The 19,063-nt window shown below is 71.5% G+C and carries 17 protein-coding genes and 1 other RNA gene; 5 read left to right on the forward strand and 13 right to left on the reverse strand.

What is annotated here, in order from left to right:
* Position 1: 1 nt before the first annotated feature.
* The 9 genes from ABIH81_RS02755 to pruA all read right to left on the reverse strand — a co-directional run bounded on the left by ABIH81_RS02755 (position 2) and on the right by pruA (position 7,997).
* Positions 2-946: a hypothetical protein gene (locus tag ABIH81_RS02755; RefSeq protein ID WP_349878872.1), complete on the reverse strand. Its 945-nt coding sequence runs from the start codon at positions 944-946 to the stop codon at positions 2-4.
* A 40-nt stretch (positions 947-986) separates the two neighbouring features.
* Positions 987-1,412 carry a hypothetical protein gene (locus tag ABIH81_RS02760; protein WP_349878873.1) on the reverse strand — a complete coding sequence of 142 codons (426 nt, stop codon included), beginning with the start codon at positions 1,410-1,412 and terminating at the stop codon, positions 987-989.
* A 204-nt stretch (positions 1,413-1,616) separates the two neighbouring features.
* Positions 1,617-1,992: a transfer-messenger RNA gene (gene ssrA / locus ABIH81_RS02765) on the reverse strand.
* Positions 1,993-2,095: 103 nt separating this feature from the next.
* A complete protein-coding gene (smpB, locus tag ABIH81_RS02770) occupies positions 2,096-2,575 on the reverse strand; it encodes an SsrA-binding protein SmpB (RefSeq protein ID WP_030271124.1) in 480 nt (159 codons plus the stop codon).
* A 133-nt stretch (positions 2,576-2,708) separates the two neighbouring features.
* A complete protein-coding gene (gene ftsX / locus ABIH81_RS02775) occupies positions 2,709-3,584 on the reverse strand; it encodes a permease-like cell division protein FtsX (RefSeq protein WP_349878874.1) in 876 nt (291 codons plus the stop codon).
* A gap of 65 nt (positions 3,585-3,649) precedes the next feature.
* Positions 3,650-4,330 (reverse strand): cell division ATP-binding protein FtsE, encoded by a 681-nt coding sequence (ftsE, locus tag ABIH81_RS02780; RefSeq protein WP_013284225.1) that lies wholly within the window; start codon positions 4,328-4,330, stop codon positions 3,650-3,652.
* A 118-nt stretch (positions 4,331-4,448) separates the two neighbouring features.
* Complete coding sequence (gene prfB / locus ABIH81_RS02785; RefSeq protein WP_349878875.1) at positions 4,449-5,570, reverse strand: peptide chain release factor 2; 1,122 nt, start codon at positions 5,568-5,570, stop codon at positions 4,449-4,451.
* 147 nt (positions 5,571-5,717) lie between these two features.
* The gene (locus tag ABIH81_RS02790) at positions 5,718-6,233 is read right to left on the reverse strand and encodes a helix-turn-helix transcriptional regulator (RefSeq protein ID WP_349878876.1); all 516 of its coding nucleotides are present in this window, start codon (positions 6,231-6,233) and stop codon (positions 5,718-5,720) included.
* Positions 6,234-6,368: 135 nt separating this feature from the next.
* A complete protein-coding gene (pruA, locus tag ABIH81_RS02795; RefSeq protein WP_349878877.1) occupies positions 6,369-7,997 on the reverse strand; it encodes an L-glutamate gamma-semialdehyde dehydrogenase in 1,629 nt (542 codons plus the stop codon).
* Between the two features lie 374 nt (positions 7,998-8,371).
* On the opposite strand from pruA, the gene ABIH81_RS02800 reads away from it, so the two are divergent.
* Positions 8,372-9,379 (forward strand): hypothetical protein, encoded by a 1,008-nt coding sequence (locus ABIH81_RS02800; RefSeq protein ID WP_349880986.1) that lies wholly within the window; start codon positions 8,372-8,374, stop codon positions 9,377-9,379.
* An 8-nt stretch (positions 9,380-9,387) separates the two neighbouring features.
* On the opposite strand, the gene ABIH81_RS02805 is transcribed toward ABIH81_RS02800, so the two are convergent.
* A complete protein-coding gene (locus tag ABIH81_RS02805) occupies positions 9,388-9,897 on the reverse strand; it encodes a hypothetical protein (RefSeq protein WP_349878878.1) in 510 nt (169 codons plus the stop codon).
* 197 nt (positions 9,898-10,094) lie between these two features.
* Between ABIH81_RS02805 and ABIH81_RS02810 the strand changes: the two genes are divergently transcribed.
* Both ABIH81_RS02810 and ABIH81_RS02815 read left to right on the forward strand, forming a co-directional pair.
* On the forward strand, positions 10,095-10,322 hold the full coding sequence (locus ABIH81_RS02810; RefSeq protein ID WP_013474124.1) for a helix-turn-helix domain-containing protein: 228 nt from the start codon (positions 10,095-10,097) through the stop codon (positions 10,320-10,322).
* 95 nt (positions 10,323-10,417) lie between these two features.
* Entirely contained in the window at positions 10,418-10,996 is a 579-nt protein-coding gene (locus ABIH81_RS02815) for an Rv3235 family protein (RefSeq protein WP_349878879.1), read from the forward strand.
* 335 nt (positions 10,997-11,331) lie between these two features.
* Here the strand turns inward: ABIH81_RS02815 and ABIH81_RS02820 are convergent, their stop codons facing one another.
* Positions 11,332-12,411 carry an IS110 family transposase gene (locus ABIH81_RS02820; protein ID WP_349878880.1) on the reverse strand — a complete coding sequence of 360 codons (1,080 nt, stop codon included), beginning with the start codon at positions 12,409-12,411 and terminating at the stop codon, positions 11,332-11,334.
* A gap of 543 nt (positions 12,412-12,954) precedes the next feature.
* Positions 12,955-15,864, reverse strand: a complete 2,910-nt coding sequence (secA, locus tag ABIH81_RS02825) for a preprotein translocase subunit SecA (RefSeq protein WP_349878881.1) — start codon at positions 15,862-15,864, stop codon at positions 12,955-12,957.
* A gap of 169 nt (positions 15,865-16,033) precedes the next feature.
* Between secA and ABIH81_RS02830 the strand changes: the two genes are divergently transcribed.
* A complete protein-coding gene (locus ABIH81_RS02830) occupies positions 16,034-17,191 on the forward strand; it encodes a GNAT family N-acetyltransferase (RefSeq protein ID WP_349878882.1) in 1,158 nt (385 codons plus the stop codon).
* Complete coding sequence (locus ABIH81_RS02835) at positions 17,188-18,294, forward strand: GNAT family N-acetyltransferase (RefSeq protein WP_349878883.1); 1,107 nt, start codon at positions 17,188-17,190, stop codon at positions 18,292-18,294. Before ABIH81_RS02830 ends, ABIH81_RS02835 begins: the two co-directional genes overlap by 4 nt.
* Before the next feature lie 42 nt (positions 18,295-18,336).
* Here ABIH81_RS02835 and raiA read toward each other — a convergent pair whose 3' ends face one another.
* Positions 18,337-18,981: a ribosome-associated translation inhibitor RaiA gene (gene raiA, locus ABIH81_RS02840; RefSeq protein WP_120571508.1), complete on the reverse strand. Its 645-nt coding sequence runs from the start codon at positions 18,979-18,981 to the stop codon at positions 18,337-18,339.
* Positions 18,982-19,063 lie beyond the last annotated feature (82 nt).

Genomic DNA, 19,063 nt, shown 5'->3' on the forward strand with positions numbered 1-19,063 from the left:
CTCAGCCGGGCCGTACGGTCAGCGGGGCACCGCTGGCGGCGTCCAGCACGGCCCGGCCGCCCACCGGCGCGCTGAGCGTGACGCTCACCGGCTTCAGCACGAGCTGCAAGGTGCAGGGGCCTGTCGGCGAGACCACGGCGCCGCCGATCACCACCACGTCCGGCCGTTCCAGCACCAGCGGTGTGGGCGGGCCGTCGCAGGCGCCGACGCCGAGCAGGTAGTCGATGCGGTTGCCCTCGACCGCCCGCAGCTGCTGCGCGGACACCAGACCGTTGGGCAGCGGCTTGCCGGGCACCGTGCCGCCGGGGGCCCGGCCGGTCACGCGCGGTGCGACGGCGATCCGCGCCACGGGTACGGCCAGCTCCTCCGCGGTGAACAGCCAGGCGGGCACCTCGGCACGGCCCCGGCTGGTCCACACCGGCGCGCTGCCCAGCCGTACCTCGGTCACGGTCAGCGCGACGCACGGGGTCGGCGCCGAGGTCGACACCGGGTCGTCCGGGCCGGGCCGGCCGGTCGGTGCCGGGTCCGGTGCGGCCGGTCGCCCGTCGCAGGGCGGCGGGTCGCCCTGATGGAGCTGGGCGTACGCGTCGGCGGCGCTCACCAGCGGCACCCGCAGCGTGCCGTCGGGGAACCGGATCGTGCCGTCCTTCGGCACGTCTGCCGGGATCGGGATCTGGTCCCGGTACCAGCCGGCGCCGAACGCCGTCTTCGTCTCCTCGGTGAAGCCCGGGTCGCCGGTGAGCACAGTGGCGTCCTGGAGCGGCACGTACCCGTCGCGCCAGCCCGGCCCGGGACGCCAGCCCGCGGCCACCTCCTCGGCCCGTTCGCTGAACGCGGGCCGCTGGTCCGGGCCGGTGGGCGGCGCCACCCCCGGTTCGGCGGCGGGCGTGGCGCAGGCGGAGAGGGCCAGCAACGGGATCCCGAGCAGGGCGAGCACGCGACGCATACGGGTTGGACGCCTGCCCGTCCCGGCCGGTTCCCCCGGCTCAGTCCTCGCCGCCGAGGTCGGCCTGGTACGCCTCCCAGAGCAGGTCGGCGCCGTGGCGCCGGTGCCGGTCGAGCGCGCGCAGCAGGTCGCGGGTGCGGGCCCGCACCTCCGCGGCGGACACCCCGGGCAGGTGTACGGCCTGCTGGAGCGCCGCGAGCGCCGCGCTGATCGCGGCGTGCTCGCCGACGAGCAGGCGTACGCCCCGGTCCAGCCGGGGCGCGACGCGCACCAGGTCGGCGTAGTGGCCGCCCGCTCCCTCGGTGACGCGGACGTGTTCGGTGAAGCCCCGCCGGACGGGGTCGAGATCGATGAGGAGTCGCTCCCGCCAGCGCGGCCCGGTGGCCGGCGCCCGCCGGAGGGCGCGAAGGTCACCGGCGGTGCTCGGGAGCACGGCGGTCGGCTGCTGGATCGGACTGGTGACCATGGGACACCTCCCGCTGCTGGGTGCGAACCCGTATGGCGATGGTGGACCTGGTTCCCGGCGCTGTCCAGCCGCCGGCGTCGCCTCATCTGCCCCGTCCGTATCAGCGGCCCGGCGAGTTCTCACGGGCCCCAGAGACGCGAGTTCTCACGGCCCCAGAGACGACTGTGCGCCCCGGTCCGGGTGGACCGGGGCGCACAGGTCGTGTGGTGGAGGTGCCGGGAATCGAACCCGGGTCCTTCGCCGGTTTGTCAGGGCTTCTCCGAGCGCAGCTCGCTATGCCTCTACTCGGCCCCACCGCTCACGCGAGCAAGTTGGTGTGACGGGCCCAGTCGCTGATTGATCTCGCCGCACGGACCCCGCGACCGGGTCCGGTTGGCCAGCCTTCTAGCTGATGCCGGCAGACTGGGTCGAAGGCGCTCCCAGGCCGACAGACTTGCTACTCGCCTCAGGCGGCGAGAGCGAAGTCAGCGCGATTGTTCTTGGCGCTTATTGGTTTCCGACGACCGATTCTCGAGACGACGTCGGCTTCCTCGGCTCGCTTCCCCTGTCGCTGCGTACGAAGTCGAAACCAGTCACCCCCTCGTGGCGCTGCCCCTGTCGGCAGCACACCAAGCCTAACGCCTGGCGCAACCGGATTCATCCCGAGGCCCGTTCGACGCGGGCTACCGGACGAACCGGACGTATCACTCACCCATGCCCTTGCCGCGCCGGCCCACCGCCCGGGCGATCTCCCGGTCGGCGTCCCGCTTGGCGAGGTCCTGGCGCTTGTCGTACGACTTCTTACCCCGGGCCAGGCCGATCTCCACCTTGGCCCAGCCGTCGGAGAAGTAGACCTGCAACGGCACCAGCGTCAGGCCGCTCTCCTTGAGCTTGCCCAGCAGCCGGTCGATCTCCAGCCGGTTGAGCAGCAGCTTGCGGGTCCGCCGGGGCTCGTGGTTGGTCCAGGTGCCCTGGGCGTACTCCGGGATGTGCATGGCGTGCAGGTAGATCTCGCCGTCGCGCTCCTGGGCGAACGCGTCGACGAGCGACGCCCGCCCGGCCCGCAGCGACTTGACCTCGGTGCCGGTCAGCGCCATGCCCGCCTCGTACGTGTCGAGGATGGCGTAGTCGTGGCGCGCCTTCTTGTTGGAGGCGACCACCTTGCGACCCTTTTCCCGTGGCATCGGCGCCACCCCCTTCCTGATCGACTCACCGGCCACCGGCCGGCGAGCGGAGATCATGCTACCGGAACCACAAGGGCCCTCCCGCGCCGTTTATTCCGGCGCGGAAGGGCCCTTGGGAGAGCCGTACGGGTGACTAGACCCGCAGGTAGAAGCGGAGCGTGACCCAGGCGGTGACCGCGCTGACCACGCCACCGACGGCGGCCATCAGCGGGAAGGTCAGGAAGATCTCGGACCAGGAGATCGGGGTGATGAGGCCCTCCAGGGCCGCCATCGAGCTGCCCGCCGCCAGCAGCTTCACCGCGATCAACGCGAGCAGGCCCAGGAGGGAACCGAACAGACCGGCCACCACCGCCTCCAGCACGAACGGCGCCTGGATGAACCAGTTCGACGCGCCGACGAGCTTCATGACCGCGACCTCACGCCGCTTGCTGTACGCGGCGACCTGGATGGTGTTCGCGACGAGCAGCAGGGCGGCGACGGCCATCACGATGGCGATCGCGAGCGCGCCGTTCTGGAAGCCGCTGAGCACGCCGAAGACCTTGTCGAGCAGCTTGCTCTGGTCGACGATCGTGTCGATGCCCTCGGTGGCCTTGTACTTGTCGTAGATCGCCTTGTACTGCTCCGGATCGTTCAGCTTGACCCGGTACGACTCGGGAAGCTGATCCGGCTTGACGGCGCTGACCAGGTCCGGGGCGTCGGCGTACATCTGCTGGAAGCGCTCGTACGCCTGCTCCTTGTTGACGTACGTCGAGTCCTTGACCAGCGGATCCTGGCCGAGCTGCTGGCCCAGCGCGTCGACCTGTTCCTTGGTGGCGTCGGTCTTCAGGAAGATCGAGACCTCGACGTTCTCGTAGTAGAGGTCCTTCATGTCGCCGACCTTCTGGTAGAGAAGGCCGCTGCCGCCGAGCATGAACAGCGACACCGCCATTGTGATGATCATGGCGATGGTCATGGTGACGTTGCGCCACAGCCCGACCAGTACTTCGGACAGGACGTACTTCATCCGCATCGGGATATTCCTCCGGCTCTCCGGCGTGAGGTTTCGTCGTCAGGGTCTACGGAACGTCGTCCGGCTCAGCCGTAGACGCCGCGGGCCTGGTCGCGCACGATGCGGCCGCTCTCGATCTCGATGACCCGGCGCCGCATCTGGTTCACGATGTTGGAGTCGTGCGTGACCATCACGACGGTCGTACCGGTGCGGTTGATCCGGTCCAGCAGGCGCATGATCTCGATCGAGGTGTCCGGGTCCAGGTTTCCGGTCGGCTCGTCGGCCAGCAGGATCAGCGGCCGGTTGACGAACGCCCGGGCCACCGCGACACGCTGCTGCTCACCACCGGAGAGCTCGTGCGGGTAGCGGTGCTCCTTGCCACCGAGACCGACCAGCTCCAGCACCTCCGGCACGACCCGGCGGGCGACCGCCTTCGTCTTGCCGATCACCTCCAGCGCGAACGCCACGTTCTCGTACGCGGTGCGGTTCGGCAGCAACCGGAAGTCCTGGAAGACGCAGCCGATGGAACGCCGGAAGTGGGGTCGCTTCCAGGAACGCATCGACGTGACGTCCTTGCCGTTGACGACGACCCGGCCCTTGTTGGGCGTGACCTCGTGCAGCAGCAACTTGATGATGGTGGACTTGCCGGAGCCGGATGGACCGATGAAGAAGACGAACTCGCCCTTCTCGATCGAGACGGACACGTTGTCGAGCGAAGGCCGGGACGCCTTCGGGTACGTCTTCGTCACTTGCTCAAGCTGAATCACGGGTCGGTAGTCTACGCGGTGTAACCGCAGAGCCAAGCCCCACGCCCCGCCAAAGCGGTGCGCGTCATCGATTTACCCGGTCAGACCGAGATCGATGACGCGCTGCGTCCGACCGTGATCACGCACCGTCAGCGGTGAGCTGCTGCTGCTTCCGCCAGCGGATTCCCGCCTCGATGAAGCTGTCCAGGTCACCGTCGAAGACCGAGGACGGATTGCCCGTCTCCTGTTCGGTACGCAGATCCTTCACCATCTGATACGGGTGCAGGACGTACGAGCGCATCTGGTCGCCCCAGGAGCTGGTGCCGCCGGTCTTGAGGCCGGCGAGCTTCTCCTCCTCCTCCTGCCGCTTGCGCTCCAGCAGGCGGGCCTGGAGCACCCGCATCGCGGAGGCCTTGTTCTGCAGCTGGGACTTCTCGTTCTGGCAGGTGACCACGATGCCGGTGGGGATATGGGTCAGCCGCACCGCCGAGTCGGTGGTGTTGACGCTCTGCCCACCCGGCCCGGACGACCGGTAGACGTCCACCCGGACCTCGTTCTCCGGGATGTCGATGTGGTCGGTCTGCTCGGTGACCGGCAGCACCTCGACGCCGGCGAAGCTGGTCTGCCTGCGGCCCTGGTTGTCGAACGGGCTGATCCGCACCAGCCGGTGCGTGCCGGACTCCACGCTCAGCGTGCCGTAGGCGTAGGGCACCTTCACCGTGAAGGTGGCCGACTTCAGGCCCGCCTCCTCGGCGTACGAGGTCTCGTAGACCTCGGTCGGGTAGCCGTGCCGCTCGGCCCAGCGCAGGTACATCCGCAGCAGCATCTCGGCGAAGTCGGCGGCGTCCACGCCACCGGCGCCGGCCCGGATCGCGACGAGCGCCTCCCGCGAGTCGTACTCGCCGGAGAGCAGCGTGCGGACCTCCATCTCCTGGATGGCCTTGGTAAGCCCGGCGATCTCCGTCTCGACCTCGGTCAGCGCGCCCGGGTCGGACTCGGCCTGGGCCAGCTCCAGCAGCACGCCGGCGTCGTCGAGCCGGGAACGCAGCTCACCGAGCTTGGTGATCTCGCCGTTGACGTACGACAGCTGCGACGTCACCTGCTGCGCCTTGGCCTGGTCGTCCCAGAGGTCGGGCGCGGAGGCCTCCTGCTCCAGCCGGGCCTTCTGCTCGCGCAGCTTGTCGAGGTCGAGCACAGCCTCGATGTTGCGCAGCGTGGCGTCGAGTTCCTTGAGCTGTTCGGCGTAATCGGCAGCGGTCACGACAGACAAGACTACCGGCGCGTGCGAGGAGTGAGCTTGCGAGCCCCGCAGTCACCGCGAAAAGTCAGCCCGGCGCGTGCGAGGAGTGAGCTTGCGAGCCCCGCAGTCACGCGCGAAAAGTCAGCACTGCCTGGTCGACACAGGTGGTCAGCCGACGGGCGCGCTCTTCAGCCAGGACAGCGCCGCCTTGTGGTAGGCGACGGCGAACTCCAGCGCGCTGGCGTCGTAGCTGTCGCCTTCCTTCTTGGCGTTCTTGACCTGCTCCCGCACCGCCGCCAGCGCCTCGGTGTGGTACTCGTTCGCCGTGGCGTACAGGTTCTTGAGCTGGCTCGACGAGTGCAGGTCGCCGAACGCGATCCGTAGCGCTACCGGGTTACGGATGGTGTCCTTGCCGGGATTCTCCGCCAGCCAGCGGGAGAATGTCCGTTTACCGGCCGCCGTCAGCGCGTACGGCTGGCTCATCCGCGGCCCGGGCTTGCCGAGCCGCACCAGACCCTTCTCGGCCAGGACCGGCAGCTCCCGGTAGACCTGACTGCGGGTCATCGACCAGTACGGCGCCAGCCGGCGCTCAGCGGCGGCCATCAACTGGCCGCCAGTCATCGGGCCGTCGTGCAGCAGACCGAGCAGAGCTGCTGCCGTCGGGTTGACTCCGGATTCCGCCATGCCCTCTAAGCTGCCACTTTGTCGGCTCTGGCGTCCAGGATTTGCTCATTTCGGCACCCGATGACCGGTCCGATGTGCACTGTCGGATGAGGAAGAGGGCCCGCCCCGGCCGGGACGGGCCCTCGCGCGAGCGCCTCAGCCCATGTGCGGGTAGGTGTGATCGGTCGGCGGGACGAACGTCTCCTTGATCGTCCGGGGCGACATCCAGCGGACCAGGTTGTGCCAGGAACCCGCCTTGTCGTTGGTGCCGCTGGCCCGGGCGCCGCCGAACGGCTGCTGCCCGACCACCGCGCCGGTCGGCTTGTCGTTGATGTAGAAGTTGCCCGCCGCGTACCGCATCTTCTCCGCCACCTGGTCGACCACCCGGCGGTCGGTCGCGAAGATCGACCCGGTCAGCGCGTACGGCGCGATCGCCTCGGCCTGCGCGACCACCTCGTCGAAGCGGGCGTCGTCGAAGACGTGCACGCCGAGGATCGGCCCGAAGTACTCGGTGGTGAACGTCTCGTGCGCGGCGTCGGAGCACTCGAACAGCGTCGGCCGGACGAAGTAGCCGACCGAGTCGTCGGCGGTGCCCCCGGCCAGGATCCGGCAGGAGTCGTCACCCTTGATCAGTTCCAGCGCGGCGGTGTGCCGGCCGAACGCCTTGTCGTCGATCACCGCGCCGCCGAAGTTACTGAAGTCGGTCACGTCGCCGTAGGTCAGCGAGTCGGCGGTGGCGGCGAGCCGGTCGCGCAGCCCACCCTCCCAGATCGACCGCGGGACGTACGCCCGCGAGGCAGCCGAGCACTTCTGGCCCTGGTACTCGTAGGCGCCCCGGATCAGCGCGGTGTGCAGCGCGTCCACGTCGGCGCTGGTGTGCGCGACCACGAAGTCCTTGCCGCCGGTCTCGCCGACCAGCCGGGGGTAGCCCCGGTAGCGGGCGATGTTGTCGCCGACGGTCTTCCACAGGTACTGGAACACCTTGGTCGAGCCGGTGAAGTGGATGCCGGCCAGGTCCGGGTCGGCCAGCACCACCTCGGAGACCTCCTCACCGCGCCCGGTGACCATGTTGATCACACCGGGCGGCAGGCCGGCGGCCTCGAACAGGCGCATGGTGAAGTGCGCCGCGAACTGCTGCGTCGGGGACGGCTTCCAGACCACCGTGTTGCCGAGCATGGCCGGCGCGGACGGCAGGTTGCCGGCGATCGCGGTGAAGTTGAACGGGGTGATCGCGTAGACGAACCCCTCCAGCGGCCGGTGGTCGAGGCGGTTCCAGACCCCGGGCGAGGACAGCGGCTGCTCGGCGAGGAGCCGCCGGGCGAAGTGCACGTTGAACCGGAGGAAGTCGATCAGCTCGCACGCCGAGTCGATCTCGGCCTGGACGGCGGTCTTGGACTGGCCGAGCATGGTGGCCGCGTTGAGCGTGTCCCGCCAGGGGCCGGCGAGCAGGTCGGCGGCGCGCAGGAAGATCGCGGCCCGCTCCTCGAACGGCAGCGCGCGCCACATCGGCGCGGCGTCCTTGGCGGCCCGGACGGCGGCGCGGGCGTCGTCGTGGGTGGCGTGCCCGGTCACGCCGAGGACGTGCGCGTGCTTGTGCGGCTGCACCACGTCGATCGACGCGCCGCCGGCCATCCGGCGCTCGCCGGCGATCGTCATCGGCAGCTCGATCCGCTCGGCGGCCAGTTCGGCCAGCCGCCGCTGGAGCCGTTCCCGGTCGGCGCTGCCGGGCTCGTAGGTGTGTACCGGCTCGTTGATCGGCTCGGGTACGGAGAACACGGCGTCCATCACAAGGCTCCTGGCGATCTCGACGGCGACGGCGAAACCGGACCCGCGGGCGCCGGCCGGCGGCCGGACGCCGGACACCGCGGGGTCAGCGGCGGCGGGACCTGGCCCGATTCTGTCACGAGACGCCCCCGCGGGCCTCGCCTCCCCGGTACACCGGACAGCCCGGCCGTCTCCGGACCTTCGGCCGCAGCCCACCCACAACCGACGAAACATCGGGGTACGGGATGACGCGTCGTCGATCCTTCGGCGCTCCCGGTTCCGGCGCCTGCCGTGCCCGGCCCACCCGAGCGGCGGCGGCACGCCGCGTACGCTGGATGACCGGTGACCTGCCCGGCCCGGCGCGGGGCGATCCGGCGACCGTCGAAGGGGAGACGATGAGCAACCAGCCCGGCAGCTCCACGGCCGCGGAGACGGACGAGCCCGAGGCCGTCGAGCCGTCGGCCGGCGAGGCGAGCACGGACGAGACCGTCGCGACCGGTCGCCCGGAGTTCGCCCCGGGCGCGCTCGTGCTCGCCCTGCTCTCGATCGGGTGGCTGGCCGCCATGCTCTGGTCCACCCGCGAGGCGATCCACTCGACGGCGGCGGGCGTCACCGCGATCAGCCTCTCCGCGTACGCGCTGCCCGGCGTCATCACCGCGGCGCTGGTCACCGGCGCCACTGTCGCCCTGCTCGCGACCAACCGGCTGGGCCGCGCCACGCTGCGCTTCCTGGCCGCCGTCGGCACCGGCCTGCTGGTCGGGCTCGTCGCCGCGGTGGCGATCAACCTGACGTACGCGGACAACGCCACCACGAACACCATCGCCGGCACCGCGGCGGCGGCAGCGATCATCGGCGGGGCGATGGCGGGCGCGCGCCAGGCCCGGGTGGTGGGGGCGATCACCCTCGCCACGCTCACCGCGCAGATCTTCGTGGTGCTGTTCAGCCGCGCCCGCGACCCGCTCTCCGACCTGTTCGGCGCCGGGGAGACCCAGCAGTCGGTGCTCGACGCCGCGAAATGGGTCTCGCGTACCGAGTCGTTGCTCGCGGGGCTGCTCGCCGGCCTGGCCGCGTACCTCTATCTCACCTGGTCCCGCCGCCGGGCGGAGCGCCGCGACGGCGTGGCGTCGCCGCTGCGCTGGCCGACGTACCTGGTCGCCGGGGCGGGCGCGGGCCTGCTCCTGCTGCTCACCGAGGTGATCATCCGGATCGGTGGGCGCGGGCTGCTCGACCTGGCCGCCGCGCTCAGCGAGGCCGACGAGGTGGCGCAGACCGCGCTGGGCACCTCACGGGTGGACAACGGGATCTGGGTTCTCTTCGTGGGCGCGCTGACCACGCTCATCGTCTTCGGGCGCACGCTCGGCCCGCGCCCGGTGGACGACGACGAGGACGAGCCGGCGGCCTGAACCGGCCGTCAGCCCGCTTCGCGCAGCAGCAGGTCCAGCTCGGTCACGTCGTACCACTCCAGTTCGTGGTCCTCGGCGCCGTCGACTGTGAACTGGGCGTCCGGGTCGCCGGCCTGGGCCTCCACCACCACGTCGACGGCGGCGGCCACGTCCTCGACCGCGTCCGCGCCGTCCACGTGCAGCGCGGCGACCGACTTCACCGGCACCGGCCCGGCCGGCCGGACCACGCTCGAACCCAGCTCGCCGTCGACCCGGCCGACCGCACGGGCCGGCAGGTCGGCCGAGACCACCACCCGTCGCCGGGGCGCGGTGGGGTCGTGCCGGAGCAGGAGCAACGCGTCCTGGGCGGCCCGGGTGAAGGCCACGTACTCCAGTTCCTCCTCGTCGCCCTCGGCGTACCACTCGCGCAGCTCCGGGGTCACGGCGTGCGCCGCCTCGGCGCTCAGCCCCTCCTCGCGCAGCCGGGCGAGCATGGGGACGGTCGCCGGCAGGTACACCCGGACAAGCTCGTCGGTCACGGGTCACTCCCACACTCAGGCCGATCGTCGGCGGACGCCGACTCCGGGCGCCGATCATGCCGTACGCCGAGACCGTCATACACCCGGCACCCGCGCGGGTGAAGCGTCCCGCCGGTGTGTCTCCCGAACGGGCGCGCGGCGATGTCACCAGGTGATGGCAAACTGAAGCAAACGCAACCAACCCCGGGAGTCGCACCGTGGAGTCGAGGTTCCTGCTGCTGTCCGACGTCGCCGCCGAGCTGAACGTCTCGGACTCGCAGGTCTACCACATGGTCCGCAGCGGCGAACTGCCCGCGATCAAGATCGGCGGCCGGGGCCAGTGGCGGGTCGAGCGCGCCCGGCTGGAGGAATACATCGAGCGCAAGTACGCCGAGACCGCCGAGTGGGTACGCGGCAACCCGCTCGGCGAGCGCGACGAGGAGTGACCACCCGCGGACCGTCTGCCATTGACGGCGGTCACGCGCGTCCGGGAAGATGAGAGCCTGTCGGAGGCAAACGAAGGCAAACGCAAGGATTCGAGATGGTCGACACCCGCCGTCCCCGAGCACCCCGCCCGCCGGTCCGTCTCCGGCCCGCCCCGCCGCTCGACCCGCCGTGCACCGACGAGGAACCGCTCTGGAGTCCCGCCGGTCAGCTCACGCTCGACCTGGCCGGCCCGCGTCACCGCGCCGCCGCACGCCCCGCCGGCCGCGCCCCGGACCCGGCACCCGCCTGGCCCCGCTGGTCCGGCGCGCAGGCATCAGCCCTCGCCTCCGCCACACCCGAGGGAGCGCGGGCGGCGCACCGGTTCGTGCGCACCTTCCTGGAGATCGTCAACGGCTTCCGGCCACCGGGGCAGCTCCGGCCGCTCTGCCTGCCCGAGTCGGCCGGCCCGGTGACGGCCGAGCTGACCCGCGCGGCCCGCCGGGTGACCCCGGTCCGCCGCCGTACCGCCCGGCCTGCGCTGCTGCTGCGGCGCCTGCGGGTGTGCGAGCCCCGGGCGGGCGCGGTCGAGGCCACCGCCGTGTTCGCCGGCGCCGGAGGCGCGAGCTGGGCGGTCGCGGTACGCCTGGAACGCCGCCGAGGCACCTGGCTGTGCCTCGTCCTCGACGTCCTCTGAGCCCGGCCATCGCCCCCCGACGTGGCTCGACGCGCCGCCGCCACCCGCGCCGATCTGTGAGCGGCGTAGTCACCCGGCGCCGGGCGCCGGGCGCCGGACGCCGGGCGCCGGACGCCGGGCGCCGGACGCCGGGCGCCGGACGCCGGGCGCCGGGCGCCGGGCGAGATCTTGGTACCAAACGGCCCCCATAGGGGCACTTCCCTACCAAGATCTCCACCGCTCCCACCAGGCAGAACGCCAATCTCGCCTAACGGGAGGCTCGCGCAGCAACCAGCCGAACGAGGATCTCCGCCAACGCCACCCCACTAAACCCCGCGATCTGTGAGTGGGAGTTGTCAAGGGGTTCGGTGGTGGGTGGTGATGGTGCGGTAGAGCTGTCGGGCGATGTAGCGCTTGAGGCAGCGGGTGATTTCTCTGGTGGTGCGGCCTTCGGCGCGGCGTCGGGTGATGTAGTCGCGGGTTTCGGGGTGGATGCGGCGGCGGGTCAGGGCGATGGTGTGCAGGGCGCTGTTGAGGGTTCTGTCGCCGCCGCGGTTGAGGCGGTGTCGGTCGGTGCGGCCGCTGGCCACGGGGATGGGGGCCGCGCCGGCGAGGGTGGCGTAGGCGGCTTCTGAGCGGACGCGGCCGGGGTGGGACCAGGCGGTCAGGGCGATCGCGGCGGTGACGGGTCCGACTCCGGGTTGGTCGAGCAGGGGTGGGCAGAGTTCGCTGACGAGGGTGCGTAGGCGCCGGTGGTTGTCGGCCAGCGCGGCGTCGAGGATGTGGATCTGCCGGGCGAGGGTGGCCAGTTCACGGCGGCGGGTGTGCTCTTCGAGGGGCAGGTCGGTGGTTTCGGGCAGGTCGAGGGCGGCCAGGCGGGCGATCTGGGTGGTGGTGGACAGCCCGCGCAGTGTGTGGCGCAGGGTGTCGTCGGCGGTCAGGATCAACGCTTTGACCAGGTTGATCGTGGCGGTGCGGGCGTCGGTGTGATGGCGGCGGCAGATCAGCAGCAGGCGTAGTGCCTCGCGTGGCCCGTCGCTGCGGGGCACGGTGACGCGTCCGGCGGGCGCGGCGAGCACAGCGTGGGCGGCAGCGACCGCGTCCAGCTGGTCGGACTTGCCGCCCCGACGGCGGGACGCGGCGGCGGGTTTGGGTGCCTCACAGACCGGTTCACCGGCAGCGGTCAGCAGCCGGCACAGCCCCTGACCGTGCGCCCGGGTGCCCTCCACCGCCCACAACCGCCGCCCCTGCGGCGGGGTCTGCGCGACGGCGAAGTCCAGCAACCGGGCCAACCCGTCCGGGTCGGTGGACACGGTGACCTGCGCCAACACCCCACCGAGCCGGTCCACCACGACCGCGGTATGCGTATCGGTGTGGGTATCCACCCCCACCACCACGTCATAGCGATCCGCGACCCGCTCTACGATCCTTGCCATCTCGGATTGTTGCTCCTTAACCAGCGACGACCGGGACAGTCGGCGTCGGCTCGGGAAGCAGTCACCACGGCGGCAGATCTGTGATGGGCCACGTGTGCTCGCACGGGCAGGCTTCTGATCAGGCCAGCAGGGTGGGCCGGGCCGGCGCCGACGACCACCCGGGGACAGGTCTTGCACAAGGCACACCCGCAACCCGAGCGGCCGGATCGCCAGAGAGTCACCCAAGTGATCATCAACGCCGAACCCTAACGGCAACCAGCCGAACCGATCACCACACACATAGAAGCGTCTTGCACTTTCGGACCCCCGATTCCGGCATGAATCGGTCACAACAGGGGCCGCAACTGCAAGATCGGCGAGGGAGCGAGGGAGGACGGGAGGGAGGGCGCGCGGGAGGGAGGACGGGAGGACGGGAGGACGGGAGGACGGGAGGACGGGAGGACGGGAGGACGGGAGGACGGGAGGACGGGAGGACGGGAGGACGGGAGGACGGCGACGGGCCCCGGCCGGGAGGCCGGGGCCCGTCGGGGCGCTTGTTCGGGGTCAGTTGCCGCCGTTGGGTGAGCCGTGGCAGCGCTTGTACTTGCGGCCCGAGCCACAGGGGCAGGGCGCGTTACGGGACGGGCCCTCGCCGCCGTCGACCTGGCCGGGCGCGGCCCGCCGGGCGGTGCTCGCGGCGACCGCCTGGCCGCTCGCCCCGGCCGCCGCACCCGGGGTACGGCGCGGCGTGGAGGCGGCCGGGCGCTCCGAGGACTGCTGGCCGATGCCGAGCGCCGGGGCCTGCTGCTCGGGCCGCTCGATCACCGGGGCACCCCGGCCGGCCTCGCCGTCCACGGCGGGCGCGGAGTATTGCAGGCCCTGCTGCTGCGGCGCGCGGTTGAGACCCTTGGCCCGGATCTCCACCGGCTTCTCCAGCAGTGCCACCTCCTCGGCCTCCGGCTCCGCCTCCTCGACCTGCACGTCCAGGTTGTAGAGGAAGCCGACCGTCTCCTCCTTGATGCCGTCCATCATGGAGGCGAACATGTCGAAGCCCTCGCGCTGGTACTCGATGACCGGGTCGCGCTGGGCGTACGCCCGCAGGCTGATGCCCTCCTGGAGGTAGTCCATCTCGTAGAGGTGCTCGCGCCACTTACGGTCGATCACCTGGAGCAGGACCATGCGCTCGAGCTGGCGCACCGCCTCCTCGCCGAGGTTCTCCTCACGCCTGTCGTACGCGGCGTGCGCGTCCTCCTTCAGGCGGGCGAGCAGGAAGTCCTGGTCGATGCCGGAGCGGGAACCGACCTCCTCCTCCAGCTCCTCGACTGTGACGCCGACCGGGTAGAGCTGCTTCAGGCTGGACCAGAGCTGGTCGAGGTCCCAGTCCTCGGCGTAGCCGTCGCTCGTCGCGCCGACCACGTACGCGGACAGCACGTCGTCGATCATGTTGCGGACCTGGTCGGACAGGTCCTCGCCGTTGAGCACCCGGAGGCGCTCGGCGTAGATCACCTGGCGCTGCTTGTTCAGCACCTCGTCGTACTTGAGGACGTTCTTGCGGATCTCGGCGTTCTGGCCCTCGATCTGGGCCTGGGCGCTCCTGATCTGGCGGGTGACCATCTTCGACTCGATGGGCACGTCCTCCGGGATGTTGAAGCGGTCCATCACCGCCTCGACCGCGCCGGCCCGGAAGCGCTTCATCAGCTCGTCCTGGAGCGACAGGTAGAAGCGGGACTCGCCCGGGTCACCCTGCCGGCCGGCGCGACCGCGCAGCTGGTTGTCGATCCGGCGGGACTCGTGCCGCTCGGTGCCCAGCACGTAGAGCCCACCGGCGGCGGCCACCTCCTCCGCCTCGACGTCGCACGCCTGCTTCCAGGTCGGGAGGATCTCCTCCATCGCCTTGGCGTACTCCTCCGGCTGCTCGACCGGGTCGAGCCCGCGCTGGCGCAGCTCGTTCGCGGCGAGGAACTCGGGGTTGCCGCCGAGCAGGATGTCCGTACCGCGGCCGGCCATGTTCGTCGCGACGGTGACCGCGCCCTTGCGCCCGGCCTGCGCGACGATCTCCGCCTCCTTGGCGTGGAACTTCGCGTTCAGCACCGAGTGCGGGATGCCGCGGCGGCGCAGCATGTGCGACAGGATCTCGGAGTTCTCCACCGAGACGGTGCCGACCAGCACCGGCTGGCCCTGCACGTGCCGCTCGGCGATGTCCTCGACGACGGCGTTGAACTTGGCCTTCTCGGTCTTGTAGATGACGTCGGGCCGGTCGAGCCGGACCATCGGCCGGTGCGTCGGGATGGTCACGACGCCGACCTTGTAGACCTTGTTGAACTCGCCCGCCTCGGTCTGGGCGGTACCGGTCATGCCGGAGAGCTTCTCGTAGAGGCGGAAGTAGTTCTGGAGGGTGATGGTGGCGAGCGTCTGGTTCTCCTGCTTGATCTCCACCCCCTCCTTGGCCTCGATCGCCTGGTGCATGCCCTCGTTGTAGCGGCGGCCGTGCAGGATGCGGCCGGTGAACTCGTCGACGATCAGGACCTCACCGTCGCTGACGATGTAGTCCTTGTCGCGCTTGTAGAGCTCCTTGGCCTTGATCGCGTTGTTCAGGTAGCCGACCAGCGGGGTGTTCACCGACTCGTACAGGTTGTCGATGCCCAGGCGGTCCTCCACCTTGGCCACGCCGCGCTCGGTGATCGCGATGGTGCGCTTGGCGTAGTCGACCTCGTAGTCGCCCTCGCCGTCGGTGCCGGGCTGGAGCCGGGCCACCATGGCGGCGAACTCCTGGTACCACCGGGCGGAGTGCTCGGCCGGACCGGAGATGATCAGCGGGGTACGCGCCTCGTCGATCAGGATCGAGTCGACCTCGTCGACCACGGCGAAGAAGTGGCCGCGCTGGACCAGCTCGTCCTTCGACCAGGCCATGTTGTCGCGCAGGTAGTCGAAGCCGAACTCGTTGTTGGTGCCGTAGGTGATGTCGCACTCGTAGGCCGCGCGGTGCTCGCTGGCGGGCCGGTTGGGCAGCACCACGCCGACGCGCAGGCCGAGGAACTCGTGGACGCGGCCCATCCAGGCGGCGTCGCGCTCGGCCAGGTAGTCGTTCACCGTGATCACGTGCACGCCCTTGCCGGCGAGCGCGTTCAGGTAGACCGGCATGACCGAGGTGAGCGTCTTGCCCTCACCGGTCTTCATCTCGGCGATGTTGCCGAAGTGCAGCGCCGCGCCACCCATCACCTGGACGTCGTAGGGGCGCTGGCCGAGCACCCGCGAGGCGGCTTCCCGGCACACCGCGAACGCCTCGGGCAGCAGGTCGTCGAGGGTCTCGCCATCCTCGAGCCGCTCCTTGAACTGGTCGGTCATGGCGCGCAGCTCGTCGTCGCTGAGGTTGACGTAGTCGTCCTCGATCGAGTTGACGGCGGCAGCGATGGCCTTCAGCCGACGCACCATGCGGCCCTCGCCGGCGCGAAGGAACTTTTCCAGAATCGACACGGATCAACGCTCCCCTAGACGGTCTCGAACCATCGTAGGCGCTCCGACGCGACGATGGTCACTGGTGGCGGCGGTCCGGGCTCCGGAACCCGACATAACGCCGCGACCGTGCGCCACCGGCCGCTAATCGGGTTACGCCGTGCGCGAACGATCCGGCACGATGGCTCGAATGGAGCCTGTGGAGATCATCGAGGACGGCCTGCTGCTGCGCCCGTGGCGCGCGGAGGACGCCGACCCGGTGTACCGCGCCTGCCAGGATCCGGACATCCAGCGCTGGACCACCGTACCTCGCCCGTACCTGCCGGAGCACGCGACCGAGTTCGTCACCGCGATCAGCGCCACCGCCTGGGCCGAGGGCACCGCGGCGCAGTTCGCGGTCTGCGACGCCGGCACCGGTGAACTGCTCGCCTCGATCGGCCTGGTCTCCGTCGACCGCGCGCTGGACTCGGCCGAGGTGGGCTACTGGACCGCGCCGTGGGCCCGGGGCCGGGGCGTCGCGGTCCGCGCCGTCCGCGCGCTCGCCCGCTGGGCGTTCGACGCGCTCAAGCTGAACCGGCTCACCTGGCAGGCCGAGATCGGCAACCACGCCTCCCGGCTGGTCGCGCTGCGCGCCGGCTTCCGGATCGACGGTGAGCTGCGGCTGGCCCACCCCAGCCCCGGCGGCCGTCCGGAGGGCTGGATCGGCTCCCTGTTCCCGGCCGAGCTGGCGGCGCCCGGCGCCCCGGTCCCCTACGGCCCGGACACGCTCCAGGCCCGCCGGGCGGCGGTCTTCGGCCGGCCGCAGCCGGTCCTGTTCGCCACCGCCGGTGACACCGAGCTGCGGCTGCGTGCACTGGAGGAACGCGACCTGACCGAGGTGACCCGCACCTGCCAGGACGAGCAGACCGTCCGCTGGACCACAGTGCCGCACCCGTACCGGCCGGAGCACGCCGAGGGCTTCCTGCGCGACCTGGTGCGCCCGGCCTGGGCCCGGGGCACGGCCGTGACGTTCGCCGTCGCCGACCCGGACGGCCGCTACGTCGCCTCGGTCGACCTGCGCCTGCTGCCGAACGACCCGCTGGTGGCCGACGTGGGCTACATGACCGCGCCGCACGCCCGCGGCCGGGGTTACCTGCCGGCCGCGCTCGCCGCGGTGTGCGCCTGGGGTTTCACCACGCTCGGCCTGGCCCGGATCGAGTGGCGGGCGAACGTGGGCAACACCGCCTCGCGGCGGGCCGCCGAGAAGGCCGGCTTCACCGTCGAGGGCACGCTGCGCGGCGGCGTCCAGCACCGCGGCGAGCGGCAGGACGTCTGGATCGGCGCGCTGCTGCCGGGCGACCTGGCGTGACCCCGGAGACGATCGAGGGGTACGGCGTACGGCTGCGGCCGTGCCACCTCGCGGACGTGCCCGACGTGGTGGCCGGATGCGCCGATCCGGAGACCCGCCGGTTCATGCCCCTGCTCCCCGACCCGTACGACGCCGACGCCGCCCGCTGGTGGATCACCGAGGGCGCGCCCGCGGCGTGGGCGGCGGGCGGAGCGGCGTACACGATCGCCGACCCGGCCACCGACCGGCTGCTCGGCAGCATCGGGCTGACCCGGCTCAGCGCGGAGCGGGCCATGTACGAGATCGGTTACTGGGTGGGACCGGCGGCGCGCGGCCGGGGCGTGGCCACCGCCGCCACCCGGCTGCTGACCGAGCGGGCGTTCGCCGCCGGGGCGGCCCGGCTGGAACTGCTCACCCGCGTCGACAACGTGGCGAGCCAGCGCATCGCACTGGCCTGCGGTTACCGGCACGAGGGCGTACGCCGGGCGGCGGGCACGGACGGCGACGGCGTACGCCAGGATCTGATCGCCTGGGTGCGGCTGGCCGACGACCCGCCCGGGCCGGTCGCCCGCCTGCTGCCGGACCTGCCGGACGGCCGGCTCACCGACGGCGTGGTGACGCTGCGCCCGGTGGAGCCGGCGGACACGGACGCGCTGTTCCGGCTGCACTCGCTGCCGGAGGTGGTGGCGAACCGGGTGCCGCCGGCACCGCCGGAGCGGGCGGCGCTCGCGCGTCGCTGCCGGCTCGCGGCGAGCCGCTGGCTGGCCGGCGAGGCCGCCGACCTGGCGATCCTCGACGCGGCCACCGGCACTGTCACCGGTGGCTGCGCGTTGTTCTACGACGAGCCGGCCACCGGGCAGGCCATGATCGGCTACAGCCTGCTGCCCGAGGCGCGCGGGCGCGGGCTGGCGGCCCGGACGGTCCGGCTGGTCGCGGGGTGGGCGTTCGGTATCGGGGTGGCCCGGCTGTGGGCCGGCACCCGGCCGGACAACGTCGCCTCGCAGCGGGTGCTGGAGCGGGCCGGCTTCCGGCGGGAGGGGCTGCTGCGCGGCCGGCTGCCCGGCCCGGACGGCACCCGCGTCGACTCCGTGGTCTACGGCCGCCTGGCCGCCGACGAGAACTGAGGACGGACCCCGCGCGGGGGTCCGTCCTCGCCGGTCAAGGGGTCACGTGCCGAGCTGGATGATCCCGTAGTCGTACGCGTGCCGCCGGTAGACCACGCTCGGGCGGCCGGACTCCTTGTCCTGGAACAGGTAGAAGTCGTGGCCGACCAGTTCCATCTGGAACAGCGCGTCGTCGACGGTCATCGGTTCGGCGGGGTGGACCTTCGCCCGGGCGATGTGCCACGGCTGGTCGTCGGGTTCGGTGTAGCCGCTCTCGTCGGGGCGTTCGGCGACCGCCGTGGCGGTGCCGTGGCCGTCGAGCGCCGCCAACCCCGGGCCGTCGAGATCGGCCACCGGCAGGCCGGCGGTCGCGGCGGCCACGGAGATCGGCGCGTGCCGCCCGCGGTGTACCCGGCGACGGTCCGCCGCGCGGCGGAATCGCGTGTCCAGCTTGGCGATTGCGGCGTCGAGCGCGCTGTAGAAGTCGTTCGTGCAGGCCTCGGCCCGGATCACCGGGCCGCGCGTCACGCACGTGATCTCCACCCGCTGGCAGGTGTCCGCCTGACGTGGATTGCGCTCGTGGAACAACTCGACGTCCACGCGAATGAGCTTCTGGTCGTAGCGTTCGATCTTCGCGAGCTTCTCGGCTACGTGCACCCGGTAATGGTCCGGCACTTCGACGTTACGGCCCTTGACCACGATGTCCACGTGACCTCCCTTGTTCGGACGGTCGTTCGGTCCGGATCATCCGGCCGACGCACCCGGGAGGGCCCCGCTCGGCGTCGACCGG

It is taken from the genome of Micromonospora sp. HUAS YX12 (genome assembly GCF_040215685.1).
In the GTDB taxonomy this organism is placed as follows: Bacteria; Actinomycetota; Actinomycetes; order Mycobacteriales; family Micromonosporaceae; genus Micromonospora; species Micromonospora tulbaghiae.

Coding starts and splice junctions, on each gene's coding strand:
- ABIH81_RS02755 (WP_349878872.1), bottom strand. CDS start 946: ATGCGTCGCGTGCTCGCCCTGCTCGGGATCCCGTTGCTGGCCCTCTCC.
- ABIH81_RS02760 (WP_349878873.1), bottom strand. CDS start 1,412: ATGGTCACCAGTCCGATCCAGCAGCCGACCGCCGTGCTCCCGAGCACC.
- smpB (WP_030271124.1), bottom strand. CDS start 2,575: ATGCCACGGGAAAAGGGTCGCAAGGTGGTCGCCTCCAACAAGAAGGCG.
- ftsX (WP_349878874.1), bottom strand. CDS start 3,584: ATGCGGATGAAGTACGTCCTGTCCGAAGTACTGGTCGGGCTGTGGCGC.
- ABIH81_RS02790 (WP_349878876.1), bottom strand. CDS start 6,233: ATGGCGGAATCCGGAGTCAACCCGACGGCAGCAGCTCTGCTCGGTCTG.
- pruA (WP_349878877.1), bottom strand. CDS start 7,997: ATGGACGCCGTGTTCTCCGTACCCGAGCCGATCAACGAGCCGGTACAC.
- ABIH81_RS02800 (WP_349880986.1), top strand. CDS start 8,372: ATGAGCAACCAGCCCGGCAGCTCCACGGCCGCGGAGACGGACGAGCCC.
- ABIH81_RS02815 (WP_349878879.1), top strand. CDS start 10,418: ATGGTCGACACCCGCCGTCCCCGAGCACCCCGCCCGCCGGTCCGTCTC.
- ABIH81_RS02820 (WP_349878880.1), bottom strand. CDS start 12,411: ATGGCAAGGATCGTAGAGCGGGTCGCGGATCGCTATGACGTGGTGGTG.
- ABIH81_RS02830 (WP_349878882.1), top strand. CDS start 16,034: ATGGAGCCTGTGGAGATCATCGAGGACGGCCTGCTGCTGCGCCCGTGG.